Annotated in this window: 22 protein-coding genes; 20 read left to right on the top strand and 2 right to left on the bottom strand. The window is 72.0% G+C overall.

Going from position 1 to position 24,154, the window contains the following annotated elements; genetic code table 11:
- Positions 1 to 5: 5 nt before the first annotated feature.
- The 5 genes from aroB (at position 6) to nusB (ending at position 4,518) form a co-directional block, all read left to right on the top strand.
- Positions 6 to 1,097: a 3-dehydroquinate synthase gene (gene aroB, locus KHP12_RS12840; RefSeq protein WP_211834841.1), complete on the top strand. Its 1,092-nt coding sequence runs from the start codon at positions 6 to 8 to the stop codon at positions 1,095 to 1,097.
- A 281-nt stretch (positions 1,098 to 1,378) separates the two neighbouring features.
- Complete coding sequence (locus tag KHP12_RS12835) at positions 1,379 to 2,257, top strand: Pro-rich N-terminal domain-containing protein (protein WP_210610201.1); 879 nt, start codon at positions 1,379 to 1,381, stop codon at positions 2,255 to 2,257.
- Between the two features lie 62 nt (positions 2,258 to 2,319).
- On the top strand, positions 2,320 to 3,432 hold the full coding sequence (locus tag KHP12_RS12830) for an aminopeptidase P family protein (RefSeq protein WP_210610204.1): 1,113 nt from the start codon (positions 2,320 to 2,322) through the stop codon (positions 3,430 to 3,432).
- Between the two features lie 64 nt (positions 3,433 to 3,496).
- Positions 3,497 to 4,063 carry an elongation factor P gene (gene efp / locus KHP12_RS12825; protein ID WP_037951647.1) on the top strand — a complete coding sequence of 189 codons (567 nt, stop codon included), beginning with the start codon at positions 3,497 to 3,499 and terminating at the stop codon, positions 4,061 to 4,063.
- Positions 4,064 to 4,065: 2 nt separating this feature from the next.
- Positions 4,066 to 4,518 carry a transcription antitermination factor NusB gene (nusB, locus tag KHP12_RS12820; RefSeq protein ID WP_086880258.1) on the top strand — a complete coding sequence of 151 codons (453 nt, stop codon included), beginning with the start codon at positions 4,066 to 4,068 and terminating at the stop codon, positions 4,516 to 4,518.
- A gap of 121 nt (positions 4,519 to 4,639) precedes the next feature.
- On the opposite strand, the gene bldD is transcribed toward nusB, so the two are convergent.
- Positions 4,640 to 5,140, bottom strand: a complete 501-nt coding sequence (bldD, locus tag KHP12_RS12815) for a transcriptional regulator BldD (protein ID WP_014056259.1) — start codon at positions 5,138 to 5,140, stop codon at positions 4,640 to 4,642.
- A 219-nt stretch (positions 5,141 to 5,359) separates the two neighbouring features.
- Here bldD and pyrR point away from each other — a divergent pair, with 219 nt between their 5' ends.
- The 14 genes from pyrR to KHP12_RS12745 all read left to right on the top strand — a co-directional run bounded on the left by pyrR (position 5,360) and on the right by KHP12_RS12745 (position 22,192).
- The gene (gene pyrR, locus KHP12_RS12810) at positions 5,360 to 5,941 is read left to right on the top strand and encodes a bifunctional pyr operon transcriptional regulator/uracil phosphoribosyltransferase PyrR (RefSeq protein ID WP_037951650.1); all 582 of its coding nucleotides are present in this window, start codon (positions 5,360 to 5,362) and stop codon (positions 5,939 to 5,941) included.
- A gap of 139 nt (positions 5,942 to 6,080) precedes the next feature.
- The gene (locus KHP12_RS12805; protein ID WP_086880257.1) at positions 6,081 to 7,061 is read left to right on the top strand and encodes an aspartate carbamoyltransferase catalytic subunit; all 981 of its coding nucleotides are present in this window, start codon (positions 6,081 to 6,083) and stop codon (positions 7,059 to 7,061) included.
- 2 nt (positions 7,062 to 7,063) lie between these two features.
- Complete coding sequence (locus tag KHP12_RS12800; RefSeq protein ID WP_086880256.1) at positions 7,064 to 8,359, top strand: dihydroorotase; 1,296 nt, start codon at positions 7,064 to 7,066, stop codon at positions 8,357 to 8,359.
- The gene (locus KHP12_RS12795; protein ID WP_208652871.1) at positions 8,356 to 8,952 is read left to right on the top strand and encodes a PH-like domain-containing protein; all 597 of its coding nucleotides are present in this window, start codon (positions 8,356 to 8,358) and stop codon (positions 8,950 to 8,952) included. The genes KHP12_RS12800 and KHP12_RS12795 overlap by 4 nt, the downstream gene beginning before the upstream one ends.
- A complete protein-coding gene (gene carA, locus KHP12_RS12790; RefSeq protein ID WP_086880254.1) occupies positions 8,949 to 10,088 on the top strand; it encodes a glutamine-hydrolyzing carbamoyl-phosphate synthase small subunit in 1,140 nt (379 codons plus the stop codon). The genes KHP12_RS12795 and carA overlap by 4 nt, the downstream gene beginning before the upstream one ends.
- Positions 10,081 to 13,392: a carbamoyl-phosphate synthase large subunit gene (gene carB / locus KHP12_RS12785; RefSeq protein WP_086880253.1), complete on the top strand. Its 3,312-nt coding sequence runs from the start codon at positions 10,081 to 10,083 to the stop codon at positions 13,390 to 13,392. Before carA ends, carB begins: the two co-directional genes overlap by 8 nt.
- 86 nt (positions 13,393 to 13,478) lie before the next feature.
- Complete coding sequence (locus KHP12_RS12780; RefSeq protein WP_086880252.1) at positions 13,479 to 14,594, top strand: quinone-dependent dihydroorotate dehydrogenase; 1,116 nt, start codon at positions 13,479 to 13,481, stop codon at positions 14,592 to 14,594.
- Positions 14,595 to 14,694: 100 nt separating this feature from the next.
- The gene (gene pyrF, locus KHP12_RS12775; RefSeq protein ID WP_086885642.1) at positions 14,695 to 15,558 is read left to right on the top strand and encodes an orotidine-5'-phosphate decarboxylase; all 864 of its coding nucleotides are present in this window, start codon (positions 14,695 to 14,697) and stop codon (positions 15,556 to 15,558) included.
- A gap of 203 nt (positions 15,559 to 15,761) precedes the next feature.
- A complete protein-coding gene (locus KHP12_RS12770; RefSeq protein ID WP_009713618.1) occupies positions 15,762 to 16,085 on the top strand; it encodes an integration host factor in 324 nt (107 codons plus the stop codon).
- Positions 16,086 to 16,133: 48 nt separating this feature from the next.
- On the top strand, positions 16,134 to 16,700 hold the full coding sequence (gmk, locus tag KHP12_RS12765) for a guanylate kinase (protein ID WP_086885643.1): 567 nt from the start codon (positions 16,134 to 16,136) through the stop codon (positions 16,698 to 16,700).
- Positions 16,701 to 16,758: 58 nt separating this feature from the next.
- Entirely contained in the window at positions 16,759 to 17,019 is a 261-nt protein-coding gene (rpoZ, locus tag KHP12_RS12760; protein ID WP_020867048.1) for a DNA-directed RNA polymerase subunit omega, read from the top strand.
- A gap of 141 nt (positions 17,020 to 17,160) precedes the next feature.
- Positions 17,161 to 18,369 (top strand): bifunctional phosphopantothenoylcysteine decarboxylase/phosphopantothenate--cysteine ligase CoaBC, encoded by a 1,209-nt coding sequence (gene coaBC, locus KHP12_RS12755; protein WP_211832957.1) that lies wholly within the window; start codon positions 17,161 to 17,163, stop codon positions 18,367 to 18,369.
- 347 nt (positions 18,370 to 18,716) lie between these two features.
- Positions 18,717 to 19,925, top strand: coding sequence for a methionine adenosyltransferase (gene metK, locus KHP12_RS12750; protein ID WP_037951673.1), 1,209 nt, complete (start codon positions 18,717 to 18,719; stop codon positions 19,923 to 19,925).
- A gap of 101 nt (positions 19,926 to 20,026) precedes the next feature.
- Positions 20,027 to 22,192: a primosomal protein N' gene (locus KHP12_RS12745; protein WP_210610206.1), complete on the top strand. Its 2,166-nt coding sequence runs from the start codon at positions 20,027 to 20,029 to the stop codon at positions 22,190 to 22,192.
- A gap of 130 nt (positions 22,193 to 22,322) precedes the next feature.
- On the opposite strand, the gene KHP12_RS12740 is transcribed toward KHP12_RS12745, so the two are convergent.
- Complete coding sequence (locus KHP12_RS12740; RefSeq protein ID WP_210610208.1) at positions 22,323 to 22,838, bottom strand: hypothetical protein; 516 nt, start codon at positions 22,836 to 22,838, stop codon at positions 22,323 to 22,325.
- 276 nt (positions 22,839 to 23,114) lie between these two features.
- Here KHP12_RS12740 and fmt point away from each other — a divergent pair, with 276 nt between their 5' ends.
- Positions 23,115 to 24,047 (top strand): methionyl-tRNA formyltransferase, encoded by a 933-nt coding sequence (gene fmt, locus KHP12_RS12735; protein WP_211832956.1) that lies wholly within the window; start codon positions 23,115 to 23,117, stop codon positions 24,045 to 24,047.
- Positions 24,048 to 24,154: the final 107 nt, after the last annotated feature.

Here is a 24,154-nt window from a genome sequence, read left to right as displayed (position 1 = left end):
CCCCTGTGGCCGAGACCCCCACGCGCGTCCAGGTCGGAGGCACCGCGGGCACCGCGCCGTACGAGGTGCTGATCGGCCGGCAGCTGCTCGGCGAGCTCCCCGGGCTGCTCGGCACGGCCGCCAAGCGCGTCGCCGTTCTGCACCCCGAGGCGCTGGCCGAGACCGGTGAGGCGATCCGCCAGGACCTCGCCGAGCAGGGGTACGACGCCATCGCGATCCAGCTGCCCAACGCGGAGGAGGCCAAGACCGCCGAGGTCGCCGCGTACTGCTGGAAGGCGCTCGGGCAGACCGGCTTCACCCGCACCGATGTGATCGTCGGTGTCGGCGGCGGCGCGACCACCGACCTCGCCGGATTCGTGGCCGCCACCTGGCTGCGCGGAGTGCGCTGGATCGCCGTCCCCACGACCGTGCTCGGCATGGTCGACGCCGCCGTCGGCGGCAAGACCGGGATCAACACGGCCGAGGGGAAGAACCTCGTCGGCGCCTTCCACCCCCCGGCCGGGGTGCTGTGCGATCTGGCCGCGCTGGACTCGCTGCCGGTCAACGACTACGTCAGCGGGCTCGCCGAGGTCATCAAGGCGGGCTTCATCGCCGACCCGGAGATCCTGGAGCTCATCGAGCGGGACCCGGTCGCCGCCCGTACGCCCGCCGGCCCGCACACCGCCGAGCTCATCGAGCGCTCCATCCGGGTCAAGGCCGAGGTCGTCTCCAGCGACCTCAAGGAGTCCGGGCTGCGGGAGATCCTCAACTACGGACACACGCTCGCCCACGCCATCGAGAAGAACGAGCGCTACAACTGGCGCCATGGCGCGGCCGTCTCCGTGGGCATGGTCTTCGCCGCCGAGCTGGGCCGGCTGGCGGGCCGTCTGGACGACGCCACGGCCGACCGGCACCGCACCGTCCTGGAGGCCGTGGGCCTGCCGCTCACCTACCGCGGCGACCAGTGGCTCAAGCTGCTGGAGACCATGAAGGTCGACAAGAAGTCCCGCGGTGACCTGCTGCGTTTCATCGTCCTGGACGGTATCGCCAAGCCCACCGTGCTGGAGGGCCCGGACCCGGCGGTGCTGCTCGCGGCGTACGCCGAGGTCTCCGGCTGACCCGGTCCGTCACCGTCTTCCCGCGTCACAGCTCTGTCATCGCCTTCGAAAGCCCGCGGCTCCGCCGCGGGCTTTCGAACAGCCCCCGGGCCCTGGCGGTTGCGGCCCTTGAGGGACGAAATGCCTGGCTGGCGAGGGGCGGCGGGGACACAGCGGGTTTGCGGTCCGTTCACACAGCGGAGCTTTGGGCAGGTACCGTTCGGTAGGAGCGGCCCCAGCGCCGTATCAGCACCTGACAGTTGTCGGACGAGAACTGCCTGTACGAGACGGAGTGCCACCGGATGCAGCATGCGGGAGCTCCGCTGCCACCGCCCCACCGGCCGGGGCCGGTTCCCGGGCCGCAGGGCGCGGGATGGGCGCAGGGCGCGAATGCGAACCATCACCCGGGACCTCACCCCAACCCCCCCGCCCCGCCCGTGCCTCCCGTGGCCGGGCACCCGGTACCGCCCGCGCAGCATCCGGTGTCCCCTCCGCCGGCCCCGCCCGCGCCTCCCGGGGCGCCGCTGGAGACGGTGAACACCACCGGCCATGTCCAGCTGCCGCCCGGCGGTCCGGTGCCGCTGCCGCATCCCCCGTCGGACCCGTCGCTCGCCGATGTCTCGCAGGCGGCGGTGGCGGTGCTGCTGATCGGACCGGCCGGGGCGGGCAAGACCACGGTCGCGCGTTACTGGGCCGACCGCCGCCGGGTGCCGACCGCGCACATCAGCCTGGACGATGTGCGGGAGTGGGTCCGGTCCGGCTTCGCCAACCCCCAGTCGGGGTGGAACGAGCACTCCGAGGCGCAGTACCGTCTCGCCCGCCGCACCTGCGGCTTCGCCGCCCGTAACTTCCTGGCCAACGGGATCTCCTGCATCCTCGACGACGCCGTCTTCCCCGACCGCCCGGTCGTCGGCCTCGGCGGCTGGAAGCGCCATGTGGGCCCCGGGCTGCTGCCGGTGGTGGTCCTTCCGGGCCTGGAGATCGTCCTGGAGCGGAACGCGGCCCGCAGCGGGAACCGCCGCCTCAGCGACGAGGAGGTGGCGCGGATCCACGGCCGGATGGCGGGGTGGTACGGCTCCGGCCTGCCGATCATCGACAACTCCACGTACGACGTGGAGACCACGGCCCGCATGCTCGACGAGGTCGTCACCCGCTCCATCGCGAGCCCACCCAGCTGGTAACAACCCCCCGTCCGGACCCGCTCGACCGGCCGTACCCGGCAGGCGTGCGTACGCTCGGGGACATGTCCGAGGTGTACGCGGCCCGACGTGCCCGTCTGCACGATCAGTGCACCGCGGCCGGGAGCGCGGCGGCGCTGGTGTCCCGGCCCGCCAATGTGCGCTATCTGTGCGGCGCCGTGCCGCCCGGGGCCGTGCTGCTGCTCGGACCCGTCCAGGATGTGCTGGTGGCCACCGAGGTCCCGTCCGCGCCCCCGCTCTCCGCGGGGCCACCGCGTTCCGACGAGCCGCGGCTGCTGGTGGTGCCCGGCGCGGACGGCGATCCGGCCGTGGCCGCCGCCGATCTGGCCGCGGCGGACGGCGCCGAGTCGCTGGCCGTCGAGGAGCACGATCTGACCGTCGCCCGCCATCGGGCGCTCGGCGCCGCCGCCCCCCGCGTCCGCCTCGCCGATCTGGGCCGCGCCGTCGAGCAGTTGCGGCTCATCAAGGACGACGAGGAGATCTCCTGTATGCGGATCGCCGGGGAGCTCGCCGACCAGGCGCTCGGCGAGCTGCTGGAGTCGATCCTGGTGGGCCGCACCGAGCGGCATCTGGCGCTGGAGCTGGAGCGCCGGCTGGTCGACCACGGCGCGGACGGCCCGGCCTTCCCCACCGTGGTCGCGGCGGGGCCCAACGCCGGGCGTCCCGCCCATCTGCCCACCGACCGGAGGGTCGAGGAGGGCGATTTCCTCACCATCTCCCTCGGCGCCGACTACCGCGGCTACCGCTGCCAGGTGGGCCGCACCTTCGTCATCGGGCCCTCGCCCGCGGACTGGCAGGTCGAGTTGTACGATGCCGTCTTCGCCGCTCAGCGGGCCGGGCGGGAGGCGCTGTTGCCGGGCCGGGCGTACCGGGACGTGGACCGGGTGACCCGTCAGGTGCTGACCGCCGCGGGCTTCGGAGACGGGCTGGAACCGTGCACCGGACACGGTGTGGGCCTGGAAATCGACGAGGACCCTCGGCTCACACCGTCCGCCATGGGTAAACTGGACGCTTGTGTGCCGGTCACCGTCGAGCCGGGGGTCCACCTCCCGGGCCGGGGCGGTGTCCGGATCGATGACACGCTCGTCGTCCGCCCCGAGGCGGACGGCGGACCCGAGCTACTCACCATCACGACCAAAGAGCTGCTCGCGCTCTAGCGGAACCGGGCGCGCCGGCGGCTCTCTGGTCTCCACCAGCTGTAGTCCAGGAGAACCCGCAACCGTGGCATCCACGAACGACCTCAAGAACGGCATGGTGCTCAAGCTCGACGGCGGCCAGCTGTGGTCCGTCGTCGAGTTCCAGCACGTCAAGCCCGGCAAGGGCCCCGCTTTCGTGCGCACCAAGCTCAAGAACGTGCTGTCCGGCAAGGTGGTCGACAAGACCTTCAACGCCGGTGTGAAGGTCGAGACGGCCAATGTCGACAAGCGCGGCATGCAGTTCTCGTACAAGGACGGCGAGAGCTTTGTGTTCATGGACATGGACACCTTCGACCAGATCTACATCACCCCCGAGGTCGTCGGCGACAACGCCCGCTACCTGCTCGAGGGGTTCGAGGCCGTCGTGGCGATGTACGAGGGCAACCCGCTGTACGTCGAGCTGCCCGCCGCCGTCGAGCTGGTGATCGAGTACACCGAGCCGGGTGTCCAGGGCGACCGCTCCACCGGTGGCACCAAGCCCGCCAAGCTGGAGACCGGCTACGAGATCGGTGTGCCGCTGTTCATCACCACCGGTGAGAAGATCAAGGTCGACACCCGCTCCGGTGAGTACCTCGGTCGGGTGAACAACTAACCGTGGCTGCCCGCAACAAGGCCCGTAAGCGCGCCTTCCAGATCCTCTTCGAGGCCGATCAGCGCGGCAGCACCGTGCAGACCGTGCTCGCGGACTGGATCCGGCTCGCCCGGACCGACGACCGGCAGCCGCCGGTCAGCGAATACACGATGCAGCTCGTCGAGGGCTATGCCCAGCACATCGGCCGGATCGACGAGCTGATCGCCACCTACGCGGTGGGCTGGACGCTGGACCGGATGCCGGTCGTCGACCGGAACATCCTGCGGCTGGGCGCCTATGAGCTGGTGTGGGAGGACGCGACCCCGGACGCGGTGGTGATCGACGAGGCGGTGCAGCTCGCCAAGGAGTTCTCCACCGATGACTCGCCGGCCTTTGTCAACGGCCTGCTGGGCCGCATCAAGGAGCTGAAGCCGAGTCTGCGTCGTGAGCAGGAGCCCCGGGAGCACCAGGGATAGCCGGCACCAGGCATAGCCGCGTTCATCACACGACAAAGCCGCCGGGGGCGGTGGAGGACCCAGTCAGGGCTCCACTGCCCCCGGCGGCACGTTTCTGCAGGTGAACAGGGGAAAGAGGGACTCAGACGTCTTCGTGCTGGACCGCGCGGCGGGCGTCGGCGCCCAGCACGCCCCAGCTGATCAGCTGTTCGGTCAGCACGGACGGCGACTGGTCATAGATGACGGCGAGGGTGCGCAGATCGTCCTGACGGATCGAGAGCACCTTGCCGTTGTAGTCACCACGCTGGCTCTGGATCGTCGCGGCGTACCGCTGTAGCGGGCCCGCCTTCTCGACCGGCACATGGGCCAGTCGCTCCAGGTCCAGTACCAGCTTCGGCGGCGGCTCCGCGGCCCCGGCCGGGCTCGTGCCCGGAAGCAGCTCCTGCACCGGGACGCCGTAGAAGTCGGCCAGCTCGGCGAGACGCTGCACGGTCACGGCGCGGTCGCCGCGCTCGTACGATCCCACCACCACGGCCTTCCAGCGGCCCTGGGACTTCTCCTCGACACCGTGGAGGGAGAGGCCCTGCTGGGTGCGGATGGCGCGGAGCTTGGCCCCGAGCTGTTTGGCGTATTCGCTGGACATAAAGCTCCCCGGACGCTGTATCGACGTGCGGCTGTGCCGCGCGGCTGGTCACTCACTGTGAGGTTACGCAGCGTAATTTCCATTCGTCAAGCCGAACGGAGCGGAGGGGCTCCGGCCAGGGGTGTTGACGGGGGCACTCGGTATCCCTGCTAGTGTGAATGGCGCAAATCCGACCGTCCTTTAAGGTCCGTCCCGTGAGGCGGAGAAGGAGGTCCTCGTATGGACGCCCGTACCTCGGACGCCGCGCGCTCGGTGTTGGAAGCACCGGATATCGCGCGCGTGCTCACCCGCATCGCCCACGAGATCGTCGAGCGCGCCAAAGGCGCCGATGACGTGGTGCTGCTCGGCATTCCCACCCGTGGTGTCTTTCTCGCCCGGCGGCTCGCCGCCCGGCTCGAAGAGATCACCGGCAAGCCCGGCCGGATCCCGGTCGGCTCGCTCGACATCACGATGTACCGCGACGACCTGAGGCTGCGCCCGGCCCGCGCGCTCGCCCGCACCGAGATCCCCGACGACGGCATCGACGGCCGCCTCGTGGTCCTCGTCGACGATGTGCTCTTCTCCGGCCGCACCATCCGCGCCGCCCTCGACGCCCTCGGCGACATCGGGCGGCCGCGCGCTGTGCAGCTCGCGGTCCTCGTCGACCGCGGCCACCGGGAACTGCCGATCCGCGCCGACTACGTCGGCAAGAACCTCCCCACGTCGCTGCGGGAGACGGTCAAGGTCCAGCTCACCGAGGAGGACGGCCGCGACAGCGTGCTCCTCGGGCTGCGCGAGACCACCCCGGCGGACGGGAAGTAGCGCCCCGCACCGACGGCGAGTGCCACCCCGGCGACCGGAGGGGAACCCGCCCGACGTACCACCGGTGCCGCCAGGCCACCGGTCCCCGCGCCTGCCCGCCCGCACGCCCGCACACCTCCTTCACCCACGGAGCAACCGGATGAAGCGCCACCTCATCTCGGCCGCCGATCTCTCGCGCGACGACGCCGTCCTGATCCTCGACACCGCCGAGGAACTGGCCCGGCTCGCCGACCGGCCGATCAAGAAACTGCCGACCCTGCGCGGCCGTACCGTCGTCAACCTCTTCTTCGAGGACTCCACCCGCACCCGCATCTCGTTCGAGGCGGCCGCCAAGCGGCTTTCCGCCGACGTGATCAACTTCTCCGCCAAGGGGTCCTCGGTCTCCAAGGGCGAGTCCCTGAAGGACACCGCGCTCACCCTGGAGGCGATGGGCGCCGACGCCGTGGTGATCCGCCACCACGCCTCCGGCGCCCCGCACCGGCTGGCCACCTCCGGCTGGATCAACGGCGCCGTGGTGAACGCCGGCGACGGCACCCATGAGCACCCCACCCAGGCGCTGCTCGACGCGTTCACCATGCGCCGCCGGCTGGCCTCCGGGGCGTCCGGCGTGGGCCAGGACCTGTCCGGCCGCCGGATCACCATCGTCGGCGACGTCCTGCACAGCCGGGTGGCCCGCTCCAACGTCCATCTGCTGTCCACCCTGGGCGCCGAGGTCACCCTGGTCGCCCCGCCGACGCTGGTCCCCTTCGGCGTGGAGAGCTGGCCCTGCGAGGTCTCCTACGACCTGGACGCGGTGATCGGCAAGACCGACGCCGTGATGATGCTGCGGGTCCAGCGCGAGCGCATGAACGCCGCGTTCTTCCCCACCGAGCGGGAGTACGCCCGCCGCTACGGCCTGGACGGCGACCGGATGGCGCGGATGCCCGAGCACGCCATCGTGATGCACCCCGGCCCCATGAACCGCGGCATGGAGATCACCGCCGATGTCGCGGACTCCGACCGCTGCACCGCCGTCGAGCAGGTCGCCAACGGGGTCTCGATCCGCATGGCCGTCCTGTACCTGCTGCTCGGCGGGAACGAGTCCGCCGTCGCCGCCGCCCGCACCGAGGAGAGCAAGTGACCATGAGCGACACCCACAAGACGCTGCTGCGCGGGGCGAAGGTGCTCGGCGGTGAGCCGCGTGACGTGCTGATCGAGGGCGAGCGCATCGCCGCGGTCGGCACCGGCCTCGACGCCGACGGCGCCACCGTGATCGACGCCACCGGGCAGATCCTGCTGCCGGGCCTGGTCGACCTCCACACCCATCTGCGCGAGCCCGGCCGGGAGGACTCCGAGACGGTCCTCACCGGCACCCGGGCCGCCGCGATCGGCGGCTTCACCGCCGTCCACGCCATGGCCAACACCTTCCCGGTGGCCGACACCGCGGGCGTCGTCGAGCAGGTGTGGCGGCTGGGCAAGGAGTCCGGCTACTGCGACGTACAGCCCATCGGGGCGGTGACCGTGGGCCTGGAGGGCAAGAAGCTCGCCGAGCTGGGCGCGATGCACGACTCCGCCGCCGGGGTGCGGGTCTTCTCCGACGACGGCAAGTGCGTGGACGACGCGGTGATCATGCGCCGCGCGCTGGAGTACGTGAAGGCGTTCGACGGCGTCATCGCCCAGCACGCCCAGGAGCCCCGGCTCACCGAGGGCGCCCAGATGAACGAGGGCGTCGTCTCCGCCGAGCTGGGCCTGGGCGGCTGGCCGGCCGTCGCCGAGGAGTCGATCATCGCCCGCGATGTGCTGCTCGCCGCGCACGTCGGCTCCCGGGTGCACATCTGCCATCTGTCCACCGCGGGCTCGGTGGAGATCGTCCGCTGGGCCAAGTCCAAGGGCTGGAACGTCACCGCCGAGGTCACCCCGCACCACCTGCTGCTGACCGACGAGCTCGTACGCTCCTACGACCCCGTCTACAAGGTGAACCCGCCGCTGCGCACCGAGGCCGATGTGATGGCGCTGCGCGAGGCGCTCGCCGACGGCACCATCGACTGCGTGGCCACCGACCACGCCCCGCATCCGCACGAGGACAAGGACTGCGAGTGGGGCGCGGCGGCCATGGGCATGGTGGGCCTGGAGACGGCGCTGTCCGTGGTCCAGCACACCATGGTGGACACCGGGCTGCTGGACTGGACGGGCGTCGCCGACCGGATGTCGGCGCGGCCCTCGGCCATCGGCCGCCTGACCGGTCACGGCCGTCCCATCGCCGCCGGGGAGCCCGCCAACCTCACCCTGCTCGACTCGGCTTACCGTGGTGTGGTGAACCCCGCGGGCTTCGCCTCCCGCAGCCGCAACACCCCCTACGAGGGCCGCGAACTGCCGGGCCGCGTGACGTACACCTTCCTGCGGGGCCGGGCGACGGTTGTGGACGGGAAGCTGGCGTGACGACTCCGAGTCATCCGGTGGCGGGCCTCGCGGGATTCGCGGGCCTCGCGGCCGAGCAGAAATCGCAGGACGTGACGGACTGGGCCGCCCGGCTCGGCTGGGTCGTCGGGCTGCTGCTGGTCATCGCGCTGGTCTACTGGCTGATGCGCGAGGGCTGGAAGTGGCGCGGCACCCTCCAGGGCGACCTCCCCGAGCTGCCCCAGGCCCCGGCCGAGCCCGGCGAGCCCAAGGTGTCGATGAGCGGCCGCTACCACGGCTCCACCACCGCCGGGCAGTGGCTGGACCGGATCGTCGCCCATGGCCTCGGCACCCGCAGCCGGGTCGAGCTCACCCTCACCGACCAGGGCGTGAGCGTCGTACGGCCGGGCGCGCAGGACTTCTTCATCCCCGCCGCCGAGCTGCGCGGCGCCCGGCTCGACAAGGGCATCGCGGGCAAGGTCCTCGCCGAGGGCGGGCTGCTGGTGATCACCTGGAGCCACGGTGACCGGCTGATCGACTCCGGCTTCCGCTCCGACCACGCGGCCGAGCACCCGGTCTGGGTCGAGGCCCTGGCCGTCAAGAACACCGAGCACAACCAGGAAGGTGCACGATGACCACCTCCAACAGGGGGGCCACCAGCCCCGCAGTCCTCGTCCTGGAGGACGGCCGCTCCTTCCGCGGCCGGGCCTACGGGGCCGTGGGGGAGACCTTCGGCGAGGCCGTGTTCTCCACCGGGATGACCGGCTACCAGGAGACCCTGACCGACCCCTCCTACCACCGCCAGGTCGTCGTGATGACCGCCCCGCACATCGGGAACACCGGCGTCAACGACGAGGACCCGGAGTCGAAGCGGATCTGGGTCTCCGGCTATGTGGTGCGCGACCCGGCCCGTACGCCCTCCAACTGGCGCTCCCGCCGCTCGCTCGACGAGGAGCTCAGCGCCCAGGGCGTCGTCGGCATCAGCGGGATCGACACCCGCGCTCTCACCCGCCATCTGCGCGAGCGCGGCGCCATGCGCGTGGGCATCTTCTCCGGCGGGGCGCTCGCCGACGAGGCCACCCTGCTGGCGAAGGTGCGGGAGGCCCCGCAGATGAAGGGCGCCGACCTCAGCGGCGAGGTGGCCACCGAGGAGGCGTACGTCGTCCCGGCGATCGGCACCAAGAGGTTCACCGTCGCCGCGATCGACCTGGGCATCAAGGGCATGACCCCGCACCGGATGGCCGAGCGCGGCATCGAGGTGCACGTGCTGCCCGCGACCGCCACCGCCGAGGACGTCTACGCGGTGAACCCGGACGGGGTCTTCTTCTCCAACGGCCCCGGCGACCCGGCCACCGCCGACCACCCCGTCGCCCTGATGCGGGCCGTGCTGGAGCGCTCCACGCCGCTGTTCGGCATCTGCTTCGGCAACCAGATCCTCGGCCGCGCGCTCGGCTTCGGCACCTTCAAGCTGAAGTACGGCCACCGCGGGATCAACCAGCCGGTGCAGGACCGCACCACCGGCAAGGTGGAGGTCACCGCCCACAACCACGGCTTCGCCGTGGACGCCCCGCTCGACGCGCCGTCCGACACCCCCTTCGGCCGCGCCGAGGTCTCCCACGTCTGCCTCAACGACAACGTGGTCGAGGGGCTGCGGCTGCTCGACCGCCCCGCGTTCAGCGTCCAGTACCACCCCGAAGCCGCCGCCGGTCCGCATGACGCCGCGTACCTTTTCGACCGCTTCGTGTCCCTGATGGAGGGCCAGCGTGCCTAAGCGCACCGACATCCAGTCCGTTCTGGTCATCGGCTCCGGCCCGATCGTCATCGGCCAGGCCGCCGAGTTCGACTACTCCGGCACCCAGGCGTGCCGGGTGCTGAAGGCCGAGGGCCTGCGGGTCATCCTGGTCAACTCCAACCCGGCCACGATCATGACCGACCCGGAGATCGCCGACGCCACCTATGTCGAGCCGATCACCCCGGAATACGTCGAGAAGATCATCGCCAAGGAGCGCCCCGACGCGCTGCTGCCCACCCTCGGCGGCCAGACCGCGCTCAACACCGCCATCTCGCTGCACGAGGCGGGCATCCTCGAGGAGTACGGCGTCGAGCTGATCGGCGCCAATGTCCAGGCGATCCACAAGGGCGAGGACCGCGACCAGTTCAAGGAGGTCGTCGAGGCCGTCCAGGCCAAGATCGGCCACGGTGAGTCCGCCCGTTCGGTCATCTGCCACTCCATGGACGACGTCCTCGCGGGCGTCGAGGAGCTCGGCGGCTACCCCGTCGTGGTCCGCCCCTCCTTCACCATGGGCGGCGCGGGCTCCGGCTTCGCCCACGACGAGGACGAGCTGCGCCGTATCGCGGGCCAGGGCCTGGCCCTCTCGCCGACCACCGAGGTGCTCCTGGAGGAGTCCATCCTCGGCTGGAAGGAGTACGAGCTGGAGCTGATGCGCGACCGCAACGACAACGTCGTGGTCGTCTGCTCCATCGAGAACTTCGACCCCATGGGCGTGCACACCGGTGACTCGATCACCGTCGCCCCGGCGATGACGCTCACCGACCGCGAGTACCAGATCCTGCGGGACATCGGCATCGCCGTCATCCGCGAGGTCGGCGTCGACACCGGCGGCTGCAACATCCAGTTCGCGGTCAACCCCGAGGACGGCCGGGTCATCGTCATCGAGATGAACCCGCGCGTCTCCCGCTCCTCGGCGCTCGCCTCCAAGGCCACCGGCTTCCCCATCGCCAAGATCGCCGCGAAGCTGGCCGTCGGCTACACCCTGGACGAGATCCCCAACGACATCACCCAGGAGACCCCGGCCTCCTTCGAGCCCACGCTCGACTATGTCGTGGTCAAGGTGCCGCGCTTCGCCTTCGAGAAGTTCCCGGCCGCCGACGCCCGGCTCACCACCACCATGAAGTCGGTCGGCGAGGCCATGGCCATCGGCCGCAACTTCACCGAGGCGCTCCAGAAGGCGCTGCGCTCGCTGGAGAAGAAGGGCAGCCAGTTCGACTTCACCGGGGAGCCCGGCGACAAGACCGAGCTTCTCCAGCGGGCCGTGATCCCCACCGACGGCCGGATCAACACCGTCATGGCGGCCATCCGCGCCGGGGCCACTCCGGAGGAGGTCTTCGACGCCACGAAGATCGACCCGTGGTTCGTGGACCAGCTCTTCCTGATCAAGGAGGTCGCGGACGAGATCGCCGCCGCCGGCAAGCTCGGCCCCGAGCTGCTCGCCGAGGCCAAGCGGCACGGCTTCTCCGACGCCCAGATCGCCGGGATCCGCTCGCTGCGCGAGGACGTGGTCCGCGAGGTGCGGCACGCGCTGGGCATCCGGCCCGTCTACAAGACGGTCGACACCTGCGCCGCCGAGTTCGCCGCCCGGACCCCGTACTTCTACTCCTCCTACGACGAGGAGTCCGAGGTCGCCCCGCGCGAGACCCCCGCGGTGATCATCCTCGGCTCGGGTCCCAACCGCATCGGCCAGGGCATCGAGTTCGACTACTCCTGCGTCCACGCCTCCTTCGCGCTGCATGACGCGGGCTATGAGACCGTCATGGTCAACTGCAACCCGGAGACCGTCTCCACCGACTACGACACCTCCGACCGGCTCTACTTCGAGCCGCTCACCCTGGAGGACGTACTGGAGATCGTCCACGCGGAAGCGCAGGCGGGCCCGGTGGCCGGGGTCATCGTCCAGCTCGGTGGCCAGACCCCGCTGGGCCTGGCCCAGGCGCTCAAGGACAACGGCGTGCCGATCGTCGGCACCTCGCCCGAGGCGATCAACCTCGCCGAGGAGCGCGGCGCCTTCGGCCGGGTGCTCACCGAGGCCGGGCTGCCCGCGCCCAAGTACGGCACCGCCTTCTCCTTCGAGCAGGCCAAGGGCATCGCCGCCGAGATCGGCTACCCGGTCATGGTCCGCCCCTCCTATGTGCTCGGCGGCCGCGGAATGGAGATCGTCTACGACGAGCCCTCGCTCGCCGCGTACCTGGAGCGGCACGCCGGGCTCATCTCCGAGCACCCCGTGCTCATCGACCGCTTCCTCGACGACGCCATAGAAATCGACGTGGACGCGCTCTACGACGGCGAGGAGCTCTACCTCGGCGGCGTCATGGAGCACATCGAGGAGGCCGGAATCCACTCCGGCGACTCGGCCTGTGCGCTGCCCCCGATCACCCTCGGCGGCTTCGACATCAAGCGGCTGCGCGCCTCGACCGAGGCCATCGCGCGCGGGGTCGGCGTCCGCGGGCTGATCAACATCCAGTTCGCGATGGCCGGGGACATCCTCTACGTGCTGGAAGCCAATCCGCGCGCCTCCCGTACCGTGCCCTTCACCTCCAAGGCCACCGCGGTACCGCTGGCCAAGGCCGCCGCCCGGATCTCGCTGGGCGCCACCATCGCCGAGCTGCGCGCCGAGGGGCTGCTGCCCTCCAGCGGCGACGGCGGCACGCTGCCGATGGACGCCCCGATCTCCGTCAAGGAGGCCGTGATGCCGTGGAGCCGGTTCCGGGACGCCTCCGGGCGCGGGGTGGACACCATCCTCGGCCCGGAGATGCGCTCCACCGGTGAGGTCATGGGCATCGACTCGGTCTTCGGCGCGGCCTACGCCAAGTCGCAGGCCGGGGCGTACGGCGCGCTGCCGACCAAGGGGCGCGCGTTCGTCTCCGTCGCCAACCGCGACAAGCGCTCGATGATCTTCCCGGCCCGGGAGCTGGTCGGCCTCGGTTTCGAGCTGCTGGCCACCTCGGGCACGGCGGAGGTGCTCAAGCGCAACGGGATCAACGCGACCGTGGTGCGCAAGCACAGCGAGGGCGAGGGCCCGAACGGCGAGAAGACCATCGTCCAGCTCATCCACGAGGGCGAGGTCGACCTGATCGTCAACACCCCGTACGGCACCGGCGGCCGGCTCGACGGCTATGACATCCGTACGGCGTCCGTCGCCCGCGGCGTCCCGTGCCTGACCACCGTCCAGGCGCTCGCGGCCGCCGTCCAGGGCATCGAGGCGCTGGGCCGGGGCGCGGTCGGCGTCCGATCGCTCCAGGAACACGCGGAACATCTGACCGCCGCCCGCGAGGAGTGAGGCGAGGGAGGGGGACACCGGCCGGTGTCCCCCTCTTCGCGAGCCGCCACTCTTCCCCCGCTTCCGCCGCGCGCAGAAAGCCCCTCATGTACTCGCTGCTCTTCAACCTGCTCTTCCGGCGCATGGACCCGGAAGAGGCCCACCACCTGGCCTTCGGCTGGATCCGGCTGGCCGCCCGCGTCCCCGTCCTGCGCACCTTCGTCGCGGCCCTCCTCGCCCCCCGCGACAAGGCGCTGCGCACCGAGGCGCTGGGCCTGCGGATGCACGGGCCGTTCGGGCTCGCCGCCGGATTCGACAAGAACGCCGCCGGGATCGACGGCATGGCCATGCTGGGCTTCGACCATGTCGAGATCGGCACGGTCACCGCCCAGCCGCAGCCCGGCAACCCCAAGCGGCGGCTCTTCCGGCTGGTCGCCGACCGCGCCCTGATCAACCGGATGGGCTTCAACAACGAGGGCTCGGCGGCGGTCGCGGCCCGTCTCGCGGCCCGGCGCCCGGCCTTCCGTACGACGGTCGGCGTCAACATCGGCAAGACCAAGGTCGTCCCGGAGGCGGAGGCCGTCGCCGACTATGTGACGTCCACCGAGCGGCTCGCCGCCCACGCCGACTACCTCGTCGTCAACGTCTCCTCGCCCAATACCCCCGGACTGCGGAATCTCCAGGCCGTGGACCATCTGCGGCCGCTGCTGACCGCGGTCCGCGAGGCCGCGGACCGCACGGTCACCGGTCGCAAGGTGCCACTTCTGGTCAAAATCGCGCCGGACCTCGCCGACGAGGACGTGGACGCGGTCGCCGATCTGGCGGTCGAGCTCGGCCTGGACGGCATCATCGCCACGAACACCACCATCGCGCGCGACGGCCTCGGCCTCGCCTCTCCCGCCCGGCTCACCGCCGAGACCGGCGGCCTGTCCGGCGCGCCCCTGAAGGCGCGCTCCCTGGCGGTGCTGCGCCGTCTGTACGCCCGGGTGGGGGACCGGCTGACCCTGGTCGGGGTCGGCGGGATCGAGACCGCGGACGACGTCTGGGAGCGGATCCTCGCGGGGGCGACGCTGGTCCAGGGCTACAGCGCGTTCATCTACCGCGGGCCGTTCTGGTGCCGTGAGATCCACCGCGGCCTCGCGGCCCGCCTGGCCGCGAGCCCGTACGCCACCCTCGCCGAGGCCGTCGGCGCGGCCGCCCCGCCCAGCCCCTCCGGCGATTGAGGAGCGGGGCTCGGGGCGGAGCCCCGGCGGGGGAGTGGGGCGGAGCCCCCACGGTTGGGCATCGGCAGGACACCCCGTACGCATCCCGAAGGAGAGACCGATGACGAGATCCGCACCCACCCCCTTCGGCACCCGCTTGCGCGCCGCCATGGACGCCCGCGGCCCGCTGTGCGTCGGCATCGACCCGCACGCCTCCCTGCTGGCCGACTGGGGCCTGGGGGACGATGTGGCCGGTCTGGAGCGGTTCACCCGGACCGTCGTGGACGCCCTCGCCGAGCGGGTCGCCGTCCTCAAGCCGCAGTCGGCCTTCTTCGAGCGGTTCGGCTCCCGCGGCATCGCGGTGCTGGAACGGGCCGTCGCCGACGCCCGCGCCGCCGGGGCGCTGGTGCTGATGGACGCCAAGCGCGGCGACATCGGCTCGACCATGGCCGCGTACGCCTCCGCCTATCTGGATCCGGCCGGCCCGCTCTTCTCGGACGCCGTCACCGTCAGCCCCTACCTCGGCTTCGGCTCGCTGCGCCCGGCGCTGGACGCGGCGCGGGCGGCGGGGGCGGGCGTCTTCGCGCTGGCGCTGACGTCCAACCCGGAGGGCGCCGAGGTGCAGCACGCGGTGCGGCCCGACGGGACGACCGTCGCGGCCACCGTGCTGACCGCGCTCAAGGCCGAGAACGCCGCCGAGGCCGCCGAGGGCCGCCTCGGCTCGTACGGGGCCGTGGTCGGGGCCACCCTCGGCGGCACCGCGCACCGGCTGGGCGCCGATCTGGCGATCGACGGGCCGCTGCTGGCCCCCGGCATCGGGGCCCAGGGCGCGACCCCAGCCGATCTTCCGGCGGTCTTCGGCGCGGCGGTGCGAAATGTTCTTCCGAGCGTCAGCCGGGGGGTGCTCCGGCACGGTCCGGATGCCGCGTCGCTGGTCGCCGCGGCATCCCGAATGGCTGATGAAGTGCGTGCCGTGGCCGAATAACCCGGCTACTTTGTCCGTAAATGTCGGAGTCGAGCGAGTCTGACCAGGACTTTTCGTCTGTTCTCGCTGACTGGAGCGGGATCGGCCGCTAGTCTCCGACGAGAGCGAACGCGCGCTGCGTTGCGCGTTGCTCCCCAGGTGAGGGGCGACTAGGTTCCTCACCGGTCCATATCCGACAGTTCGACATCCGAGGTGACGTAGGCGTGGCTCTTCCGCCCCTTACCCCTGAACAGCGCGCAGCCGCGCTAGAAAAGGCCGCCGCGGCTCGCCGGGAGCGCGCCGAGGTCAAGAATCGACTCAAGCACTCCGGCGCCTCCCTGCACGAGGTCATCAAGCAGGGCCAGGAGAACGATGTCATCGGCAAGATGAAGGTGTCCGCTCTCCTCGAGTCCCTGCCCGGCGTCGGCAAGGTCCGCGCCAAGCAGATCATGGAGCGGCTCGGCATCTCCGAAAGCCGTCGTGTGCGGGGTCTGGGCTCCAACCAGATCGCGTCGCTCGAGCGTGAGTTCGGCGGCGCCGCCGGCTGACCCGGCCCGGCGTTTCCAGGCACTCCCGGGAACCTGGATAATCGCTCCATGGCAGCACACTCCGCACGACCGCGACTGACCGTGCTCTCCGGCCCCTCCGGGGTCGGCAAGAGCACGGTCGTCGCCCATATGCGCAAGGAACACCCCGAGGTCTGGCTCTCGGTCTCCGCCACGACCCGGCGCCCGCGCCCCGGTGAGCGGGACGGCGTCCACTACTTCTTCGTGGACGACGGGGAGTTCGACAAGCTCATAGCAAATGGTGAGCTGCTGGAGTGGGCCGACTTCGCGGGCAACCGCTACGGCACCCCGCGCGAGGCGGTCATGGACCGCCTCGGCGCGGGCGAGCCGGTGCTGCTGGAGATCGATCTCCAGGGCGCACGGCAGATCCGCGAGTCCATGCCGGAGGCGCAGCTGGTCTTCCTCGCCCCGCCGAGCTGGGAGGAGCTGGTGCGCCGGCTCACCGGCCGGGGCACCGAGGCGCCCGAGGTGATCGAGCGGCGGCTGGAGGCCGCGCGGACCGAGCTGGCCGCCGAGTCAGAGTTCGATATGACCTTGGTCAATACCTCCGTCGAGGACGTGGCCAGTGAGCTGCTAGCCTTGATGCGAGTGGCTTGATCTTCGATTCACTCTTGCCGTCAGGCGAAATAAGGAAGGCTAGAGAGTGTCCTCTCCCATGACCGCGCCCGAGGGGATCATCAACCCTCCGATTGATGAGCTGCTCGAGGCCACCGACTCCAAGTACAGCCTGGTGATCTACGCGGCCAAGCGCGCCCGCCAGATCAACGCGTACTACTCCCAGCTCGGTGAGGGCCTGCTCGAGTACGTCGGTCCCCTCGTGGACACCCACGTCCACGAGAAGCCCCTCTCGATCGCGCTCCGTGAGATCAACGCGGGCCTGCTGACCTCAGAGGCCATCGAGGGCCCCGCCCAGTAGGCTCCGAAGCGCTTGAACCACCGGCCCGGCAGTGATGCCGGGCCCGTGGTGTGTCATGGGTACGTGAGCCGACCCGGCGTACCGTGACAGGACGTAACGCCCGATGCGGCATACGACGTACCCGGTGGGGAGAGCCGAGCGATGGACAAGCCCGAGGTGGTCCTGGGCGTCAGTGGCGGGATCGCCGCCTACAAGGCGTGTGAGCTGCTGCGCCGCCTCACCGAGTCCGGCCATGACGTACGCGTCGTGCCGACCGCCTCGGCGCTGCACTTCATCGGTGAGGCGACCTGGTCGGCGCTGTCCGGACATCCGGCGACGACCGAGGTCTGGGAGTCCGTCCACGAGGTGCCCCACGTCCGCATCGGCCAGTCCGCCGACCTGGTCGTGATCGCCCCCGCCACCGCCGATCTGCTCGCCAAGGCCGCCCATGGCCTGGCGGACGACCTGCTCACCAATACGCTGCTCACCGCGCGCTGTCCGGTCGTCTTCGCGCCCGCGATGCACACCGAGATGTGGGAGCACCCGGCCACCCAGGAGAACGTGGCGACCCTGCGCCGCCGCGGCGCCGTCGTCATCGAGCCCGCCGTGGGGCGGCTCACCGGTGTGGACACCGGCAAGGGGCGGCTGCCGGACCCCGGGGAGATCTTCGAGGTCTGCCGCCGGGTGCTGGCCCGCGGCGCCGAGGCGCTCACCGCCGATCTGGCCGGCCGCCATGTCGTGGTCAGCGCCGGAGGCACCCGCGAGCCGCTGGACCCGGTGCGCTTCCTCGGCAACCGCTCCACCGGCCGCCAGGGGTACGCCCTGGCCCGTGCCGCCGTCGCCCGGGGCGCGCGGGTGACGCTCATCTCGGCCAACAGCGAGCTGCCCGACCCGGCCGGCGCCGATGTGGTGCGCGCGGGCACCGCGGCACAGCTGCGGGAGGCCGTCCTCAAGGCCGCCGCGGACGCCGACGCCGTGGTCATGGCCGCCGCCGTCGCCGACTTCCGCCCCGCCCAGTACGCCGAAGGGAAGATCAAGAAGCGCGAGGGCCAGGAGCCCGAGCCGCTCGCCCTGGTGCGGAATCCGGACATCCTCGCCGAGATCTCCGCGGAGCGCGCCCGCCCCGGCCAGATCGTGGTCGGCTTCGCCGCCGAAACCGACGACGTGCTCGCGAACGGGCGCGCGAAGCTGGTCCGCAAGGGCTGCGATCTGCTCGTGGTGAACGAGGTCGGGGAGCACAAGACCTTCGGCGCCGAGACCAACGAGGCCGTGGTGCTCGGCGCCGACGGCACCGAGACGCCCGTGCCGTACGGCCCCAAGGGCGCGCTCGCCGACACGGTCTGGGACCTGGTGGCCCGGCGCCTGGGCTGAGGGCGGACCCGGGGCCGCGCCGGATCCGGTCCGGCGGGGCTCCCCGGGATTTCTCGACAGGCCCGACGCGGGGCTCCCCGGAATTCTCGACAGGCGCGACAACAGGCTCGACAGGGGGCGGGACACGGCCGATCGGGCTCATGACACATCCCTGCCACGGCGGGGTGGGGCTGTATTTCGGCTTGAGGCAAGGTATGTTCCCGGTCACGGGCCTGCCCGTTCTGTGGGACGGGGATGCTTGACCGGTGGACGTGCCGGATAAACTGGCCCAGGAACCGCATCGGGCGCAGCCCCCGCGCGGTCCCGACCATGATCAGCCAGCAGCCGCTGCAACCCCAGGGAGCGATGTGTCCCGCCGCCTGTTCACCTCGGAATCTGTCACCGAGGGTCACCCCGACAAGATCGCTGACCAGATCAGCGACACCATTCTCGACGCCCTTCTGCGGGAGGACCCGCATTCCCGGGTCGCGGTCGAGACCTTGATCACCACCGGCCTGGTGCATGTGGCCGGCGAGGTGACGACCAAGGCGTACGCCCCGATCGCGACGCTCGTGCGGAACAAGATCCTCGAAATCGGCTACGACTCGTCGAAGAAGGGCTTCGACGGCGCCTCCTGCGGCGTCTCGGTGTCGATCGGCTCACAGTCCCCGGACATCGCCCAGGGTGTGGACTCCGCCTACGAGCTCCGGGTCGAGGGCGACGAGGACGAGCTGGACAAGCAGGGCGCGGGCGACCAGGGCCTGATGTTCGGGTACGCCTGCGACGAGACGCCCGAGCTGATGCCGCTGCCGATCAACCTGGCGCACCGGCTCTCCCGCCGGCTGTCCGACGTCCGCAAGAACGGGACCATCCCCTATCTGCGCCCGGACGGCAAGACCCAGGTCACCATCGAGTACGACGGCCACAAGGCGGTCCGCCTGGACACCGTCGTCGTCTCTTCGCAGCACGCCTCCGACATCGACCTGGACTCGCTGCTGGCGCCCGACATCCGGGAATTCGTGGTCGAGCACGTGCTGAACGAGCTGGTCGAGGACGGCATCAAGCTCGACACCGAGGGCTACCGCCTGCTGGTCAACCCGACCGGCCGCTTCGAGATCGGCGGCCCGATGGGCGACGCGGGCCTCACCGGCCGCAAGATCATCATCGACACCTACGGCGGCATGTCCCGCCACGGCGGCGGCGCCTTCTCCGGCAAGGACCCCTCCAAGGTCGACCGCTCCGCCGCCTACGCCATGCGCTGGGTCGCCAAGAACGTGGTGGCCGCCGGCCTCGCCCAGCGCTGCGAGGTGCAGGTCGCGTACGCCATCGGCAAGGCCGAGCCGGTCGGCCTCTTCGTCGAGACCTTCGGCACGGCGGCGGTCGACGCCGAGAAGATCGAGAAGGCCATCTCCGAGGTCTTCGACCTCCGCCCGGCCGCCATCATCCGCGACCTCGACCTGCTCCGCCCGATCTACGCCCAGACCGCGGCGTACGGCCACTTCGGCCGTGAGCACTCCGACTTCACCTGGGAGCGCACCGACCGCGTCGACGCCCTCCGCGCGGCGGCGGGTCTGTAAGCCCGGCTCGATTCACGGACCCCGACGAAGGCCCGGACGCCCCCGCGGCGCCCGGGCCTTCGCCTGCGTAGCTGTCCGTGCGGTCTGCTAAGACTTGATCTGTGAGCAGGGACAACGAGCGGCCGAGGGATCCGGCGGAGGCGCCGGAGGGGGAGCAGCTCGCGCTCATTCGGGAGACGGTGCGCAAGGCCAAGGTGCCCAAGGCGAAGCCGCGGACCTGGCGGGGGGCGGCGCTGGCCCCGGAGCGGCCGGTGGCGCGGGTGCTGGTGGACAAGGGGCCGGTCCACCTCGACAAGCTGTGGGACTACGCGGTGCCGGCCGAGATGGACGCCGAGGCCCGGCCCGGGGTGCGGGTGCGGGTGCGGTTCGGGGCCGGGACGGGGAAGGTGCGCGAGGGGCGGCGCGAGGGGGGCGGGCTGCTCGACGGGTACATCATCGAGCGCGTCGCCGAGTCCGACTACCGGGGCCCGCTGGCCGCCCTCGCGCAGGTGGTCTCCACCGAGGAGGTGCTGGGGCCGGGGCTGCTGGCGCTGTGCCGGGCGGTCGCCGAACGGTACGCCGGGTCGCTCGCCGATGTGCTCCAGCTGGCCCTGCCCAAGCGCAACGCCCGTGCCGAGGGCGAGCCGTCACCGGCGCCGCTGCCCCCGCCGGAGCCGCCCGCGCCCGGGAGCTGGGCGCGCTATCCGGCCGGGCCCGGGTTCCTGGAGGCGCTGGTGCGCGGGGACCGGCCGCGTGCCGTGTGGACCGCGCTGCCCGGACCGCACTGGCCCCGGGAGTGGGCCACCGCCGTGGCCGCCACGCTCGCGTCCGGGCGCGGGGCGCTCGTCGTCGTGCCCGACGGGCGGACCGCCGAGCGGGTGGACGCCGCGCTCGCGGAGGTGCTCGGCGGCCCGGGGCGGCATGTGCTGCTCACCGCCGACCTCGGGCCCGAGGAGCGCTACCGCCGCTGGCTGGCGGTCAGCCGGGGCTCGGTGCGGGCGGTGGTGGGCACCCGGGCGGCGATGTTCGCGCCGGTCCGGGACCTCGGGCTGGTGGGGATCTGGGACGACGGGGACCGCAGTCACAGCGACGACCGGCTGCCGCAGCCGCACGCCCGCGATGTGCTGCTGCTGCGCGCCGTCCATGAGAAGACCGGATTTCTGCTGGGCGACCTCGGCCGTACCGTCGAGGCCGCCCAGCTGGTGGAGAACGGCTGGGCCCGGCCGCTCGAGGCCGACCGCGAGCGGGTCCGGGCCGCCGCCCCGCTGATCCGTACGGTCGACGAGGGCGAGGTGGCCCGGGACGCCGAGGCCCGCGCCGCCCGGCTGCCCACGATCGCGTGGCAGACCGTACGGGAGGCGCTGACCCGCGGCCCGGTGCTGGTGCAGGTGCCGCGCCGGGGGTATGTGCCGAAGCTGGCCTGTGAGCGCTGCCGGGAGCCCGCGCGCTGTGCGCACTGCTCGGGCCCGCTGGAGGCGCGGGACGCGGACCATCTGGTGTGTGGCTGGTGCGGGCGGGACGAGCCCGCCTGGCACTGCCGCGAATGCGGGGGCGTCCGGCTGCGGGCGTCCGTCGTCGGCGCCCGGCGCACCGCCGAGGAGCTGGGCCGCGCCTTTCCGTCCGTGCCCGTCCGCACATCGGGTCGTGACCATGTGCTGACGTCCGTCCCGGACCGTCCGGCGCTCGTCGTGAGCACACCGGGCGCCGAACCGGTCGCGGAGGGCGGCTACGCCGCGGCGCTGCTGCTCGACGGCTGGGCCCTGCTCGGCCGCCCCGATCTGCGCGCCGGTGAGGACGCGCTGCGCCACTGGCTGGAGGCGGCCTCGCTGGTCCGTGGCCATGGGGAGGAGGGGGACGACGGCCGGGGCGGCATGGTGGTGATCATGGCCGAGCCGACGCTGCGGCCCGTCCAGGCGCTGGTGCGCTGGGACCCGGCCGGTTACGCGGCGCGCGAGCTGGCCGAGCGGTCCGATCTGGGCTTCCCGCCGATCTCCCGGATGGCGGCCGTGACCGGCCCCGCGGAGGCGGTGGCCGAGCTGATCGCCTCGACCCAACTGCCCGAGGGGGCCGAGATCCTGGGCCCGGTCCCGCTGCCCCCGCCGCCCCCCGGCCGCCCGCGCCGCCCCGGGGACCCGCCCGCGGGCGAGGTCTGGGAGCGCGCCCTGCTACGGGTCCGCCCCGGCCAGGGCAGCGCCCTCGCGGCAGCCCTCAAGGAGGCGAAGGCCCGCCGCCTGGCCCGGGGGGACAGGGATCCCGCGGTGCGGGTGGATCCCCTGGACATCGGCTGACTCCGGTGCCGTAAAGCATCCGGTGGCTTGGGTCTTCCGGCCCGGGACCACCTCCCGGCGGTGGCCGCTGGGGAGGCTCTTGCGCCCCGGCGGGGGCGCCTCCCAGCGGTGGCCGGGGAAAACCGAGCCTCTAAAGAGAGGGCCGGGGGCTCGGGAAGGCGCTCGGGCGGGGGTCCTCGCGGAGGGACGGGGCCGACTGCGGGGGGACCGTGCGGGCGGCGGGCACCGAGGGCAGGGGGGCGGGCTCGGCCGGGCGGCCCGTGGACGGTTCGCCGCCCTCGGCCGCGCTCTGCGCGGCGGCCCGGCGGGCGCCGTAACGGCGGTGCACCGCCTGCTTGGTGACACCGAGCGCCGAGCCCACCGCGTCCCAGGAGAAGCCGAGCGAGCGATCGAAGTCGACCGCGGCCGTGACCAGCGTCTCGACGCTGTCCCGCAGTTCCTGGGCGAGCCGCACGGTGGGGGCCGGGGCGCGTCCGTAGACCACGAAACCGGCGGACGGGCCGGTGCGACGGGGGCGGTAGACATTGCCGAGCTGGGCGGTGAGCGTGCGCAGCGCGTCCACCTGGCGGCGGACCCGCTCGATGTCCCGGACCAGGAGGTGCAGGCTGGCCCGTGCCTGGGCGTCATGAGTTGCGTGGTCGGCCATGAACAAGCCTCTCGAACCGGCGTTGACGGGGGATTGGGGGATGGGGGAGTTGGGGGGAAGGGCGGGGAGTCGGACGGACGGCGGGAAAGGGCTCGGGCCGCGACAGCGGCCCGATGCGGTCAATCTGCCTTGACCAACGCGGCACCCGCCCGTCGGTCACGGTCCGGGGCGTGCGGCAGTCCGCTCGTACGCCCCCTCGGACGGCGGACCATAGACTTCAGACGCTGTTCGCGACGTTCCCGCCGTATCCGCTGTGTGAGAGGTAGTTCGCCACCCATGAGGCTCGTCTTCGCCGGTACCCCCGAGGTCGCCCTGCCCGCTCTGGACGCGCTGATCGCGTCCCAGAAGCACGAGGTGGTGGCCGTGGTGACCCGTCCCGACGCGCCCGCCGGACGCGGCCGCCGACTGGTGGCCAGCCCGGTCGCCGAGCGGGCCGAGGAGGCGGGCATCGAGGTGCTCAAGCCCGCCAAGCCGCGCGATCCGGAGTTCCTCGCCCGGCTCACCGAGATCGCGCCGGACTGCTGCCCGGTGGTGGCCTACGGCGCGCTGCTGCCCAAGGCCGCGCTGAAGATCCCCGCGCACGGCTGGGTCAATCTGCACTTCTCGCTGCTCCCGGCCTGGCGGGGCGCGGCCCCCGTGCAGCACTCCCTGCTGGCGGGCGACGAGATGACCGGCGCCTCGACCTTCCAGATCGAGGAAGGGCTGGACTCCGGGCCGGTGTTCGGGGTGGTGACGGAGCAGGTGCGGGCCACCGACACCAGCGGCGATCTGCTGACCCGGCTCGCCTTCGCCGGTGCCGGGCTGCTCGAGGCGACGATGGACGGCATCGAGAACGGCACCGTGCGCCCGGTGCCGCAGCCGGCCGAGGGCATCTCGCTCGCCCCGAAGATCACCGTTGAGGACGCGGAGATCGACTGGACGGCGCCCGCGCTGCGTGTCGACCGGCTGGTGCGCGCGTGCACCCCCGCCCCGGGCGCGTGGACCACCTTTCGGGGGGAGCGGCTGAAGGTCGTCTCGGCCCGGCCGGTGACGGACCGTACGGATCTGGCGCCCGGTGTGCCGGCCGTCACCAAGAAGGCCGTGTACGTGGGCACCGGCAGCCATGCCGTCGAGCTGACCTGGGTACGGCCGCAGGGCAAGAAGCCGATGCCCGCGGCGGACTGGGCGCGTGGGGTGCGGATCGCGGAGGGCGAGCGGCTGGGGGCCTGAGCGGCCCGCCGCGCCCAACGCCACACCGAAGGCCGCGCTGAACGCCACGCCAAAGGCCGCGCCAGGACCAGCTGCGCCACGGAGGCGCCCAGGAGGCGGATGTTGAC

Origin of the sequence: Streptomyces asiaticus (assembly GCF_018138715.1) — a bacterium.
Taxonomy (GTDB): domain Bacteria; phylum Actinomycetota; class Actinomycetes; order Streptomycetales; family Streptomycetaceae; genus Streptomyces; species Streptomyces asiaticus.
Note: the sequence above shows the minus strand (reverse complement) of the source record. Positions and strands in the feature narration are given on the sequence as shown.

Bases quoted from the DNA above. Each gene is read 5' to 3' on its own strand.
- KHP12_RS12800 (WP_086880256.1), top strand. From the start codon at position 7,064: ATGAGCGACACCCACAAGACGCTGCTGCGCGGGGCGAAGGTGCTCGGC.
- fmt (WP_211832956.1), top strand. From the start codon at position 23,115: ATGAGGCTCGTCTTCGCCGGTACCCCCGAGGTCGCCCTGCCCGCTCTG.
- bldD (WP_014056259.1), bottom strand. From the start codon at position 5,140: ATGTCCAGCGAATACGCCAAACAGCTCGGGGCCAAGCTCCGCGCCATC.
- KHP12_RS12835 (WP_210610201.1), top strand. From the start codon at position 1,379: ATGCAGCATGCGGGAGCTCCGCTGCCACCGCCCCACCGGCCGGGGCCG.
- KHP12_RS12805 (WP_086880257.1), top strand. From the start codon at position 6,081: ATGAAGCGCCACCTCATCTCGGCCGCCGATCTCTCGCGCGACGACGCC.
- coaBC (WP_211832957.1), top strand. From the start codon at position 17,161: ATGGACAAGCCCGAGGTGGTCCTGGGCGTCAGTGGCGGGATCGCCGCC.
- KHP12_RS12740 (WP_210610208.1), bottom strand. From the start codon at position 22,838: ATGGCCGACCACGCAACTCATGACGCCCAGGCACGGGCCAGCCTGCAC.
- pyrR (WP_037951650.1), top strand. From the start codon at position 5,360: ATGGACGCCCGTACCTCGGACGCCGCGCGCTCGGTGTTGGAAGCACCG.
- KHP12_RS12780 (WP_086880252.1), top strand. From the start codon at position 13,479: ATGTACTCGCTGCTCTTCAACCTGCTCTTCCGGCGCATGGACCCGGAA.
- gmk (WP_086885643.1), top strand. From the start codon at position 16,134: ATGGCAGCACACTCCGCACGACCGCGACTGACCGTGCTCTCCGGCCCC.
- rpoZ (WP_020867048.1), top strand. From the start codon at position 16,759: ATGACCGCGCCCGAGGGGATCATCAACCCTCCGATTGATGAGCTGCTC.
- pyrF (WP_086885642.1), top strand. From the start codon at position 14,695: ATGACGAGATCCGCACCCACCCCCTTCGGCACCCGCTTGCGCGCCGCC.
- KHP12_RS12830 (WP_210610204.1), top strand. From the start codon at position 2,320: ATGTCCGAGGTGTACGCGGCCCGACGTGCCCGTCTGCACGATCAGTGC.
- carA (WP_086880254.1), top strand. From the start codon at position 8,949: ATGACCACCTCCAACAGGGGGGCCACCAGCCCCGCAGTCCTCGTCCTG.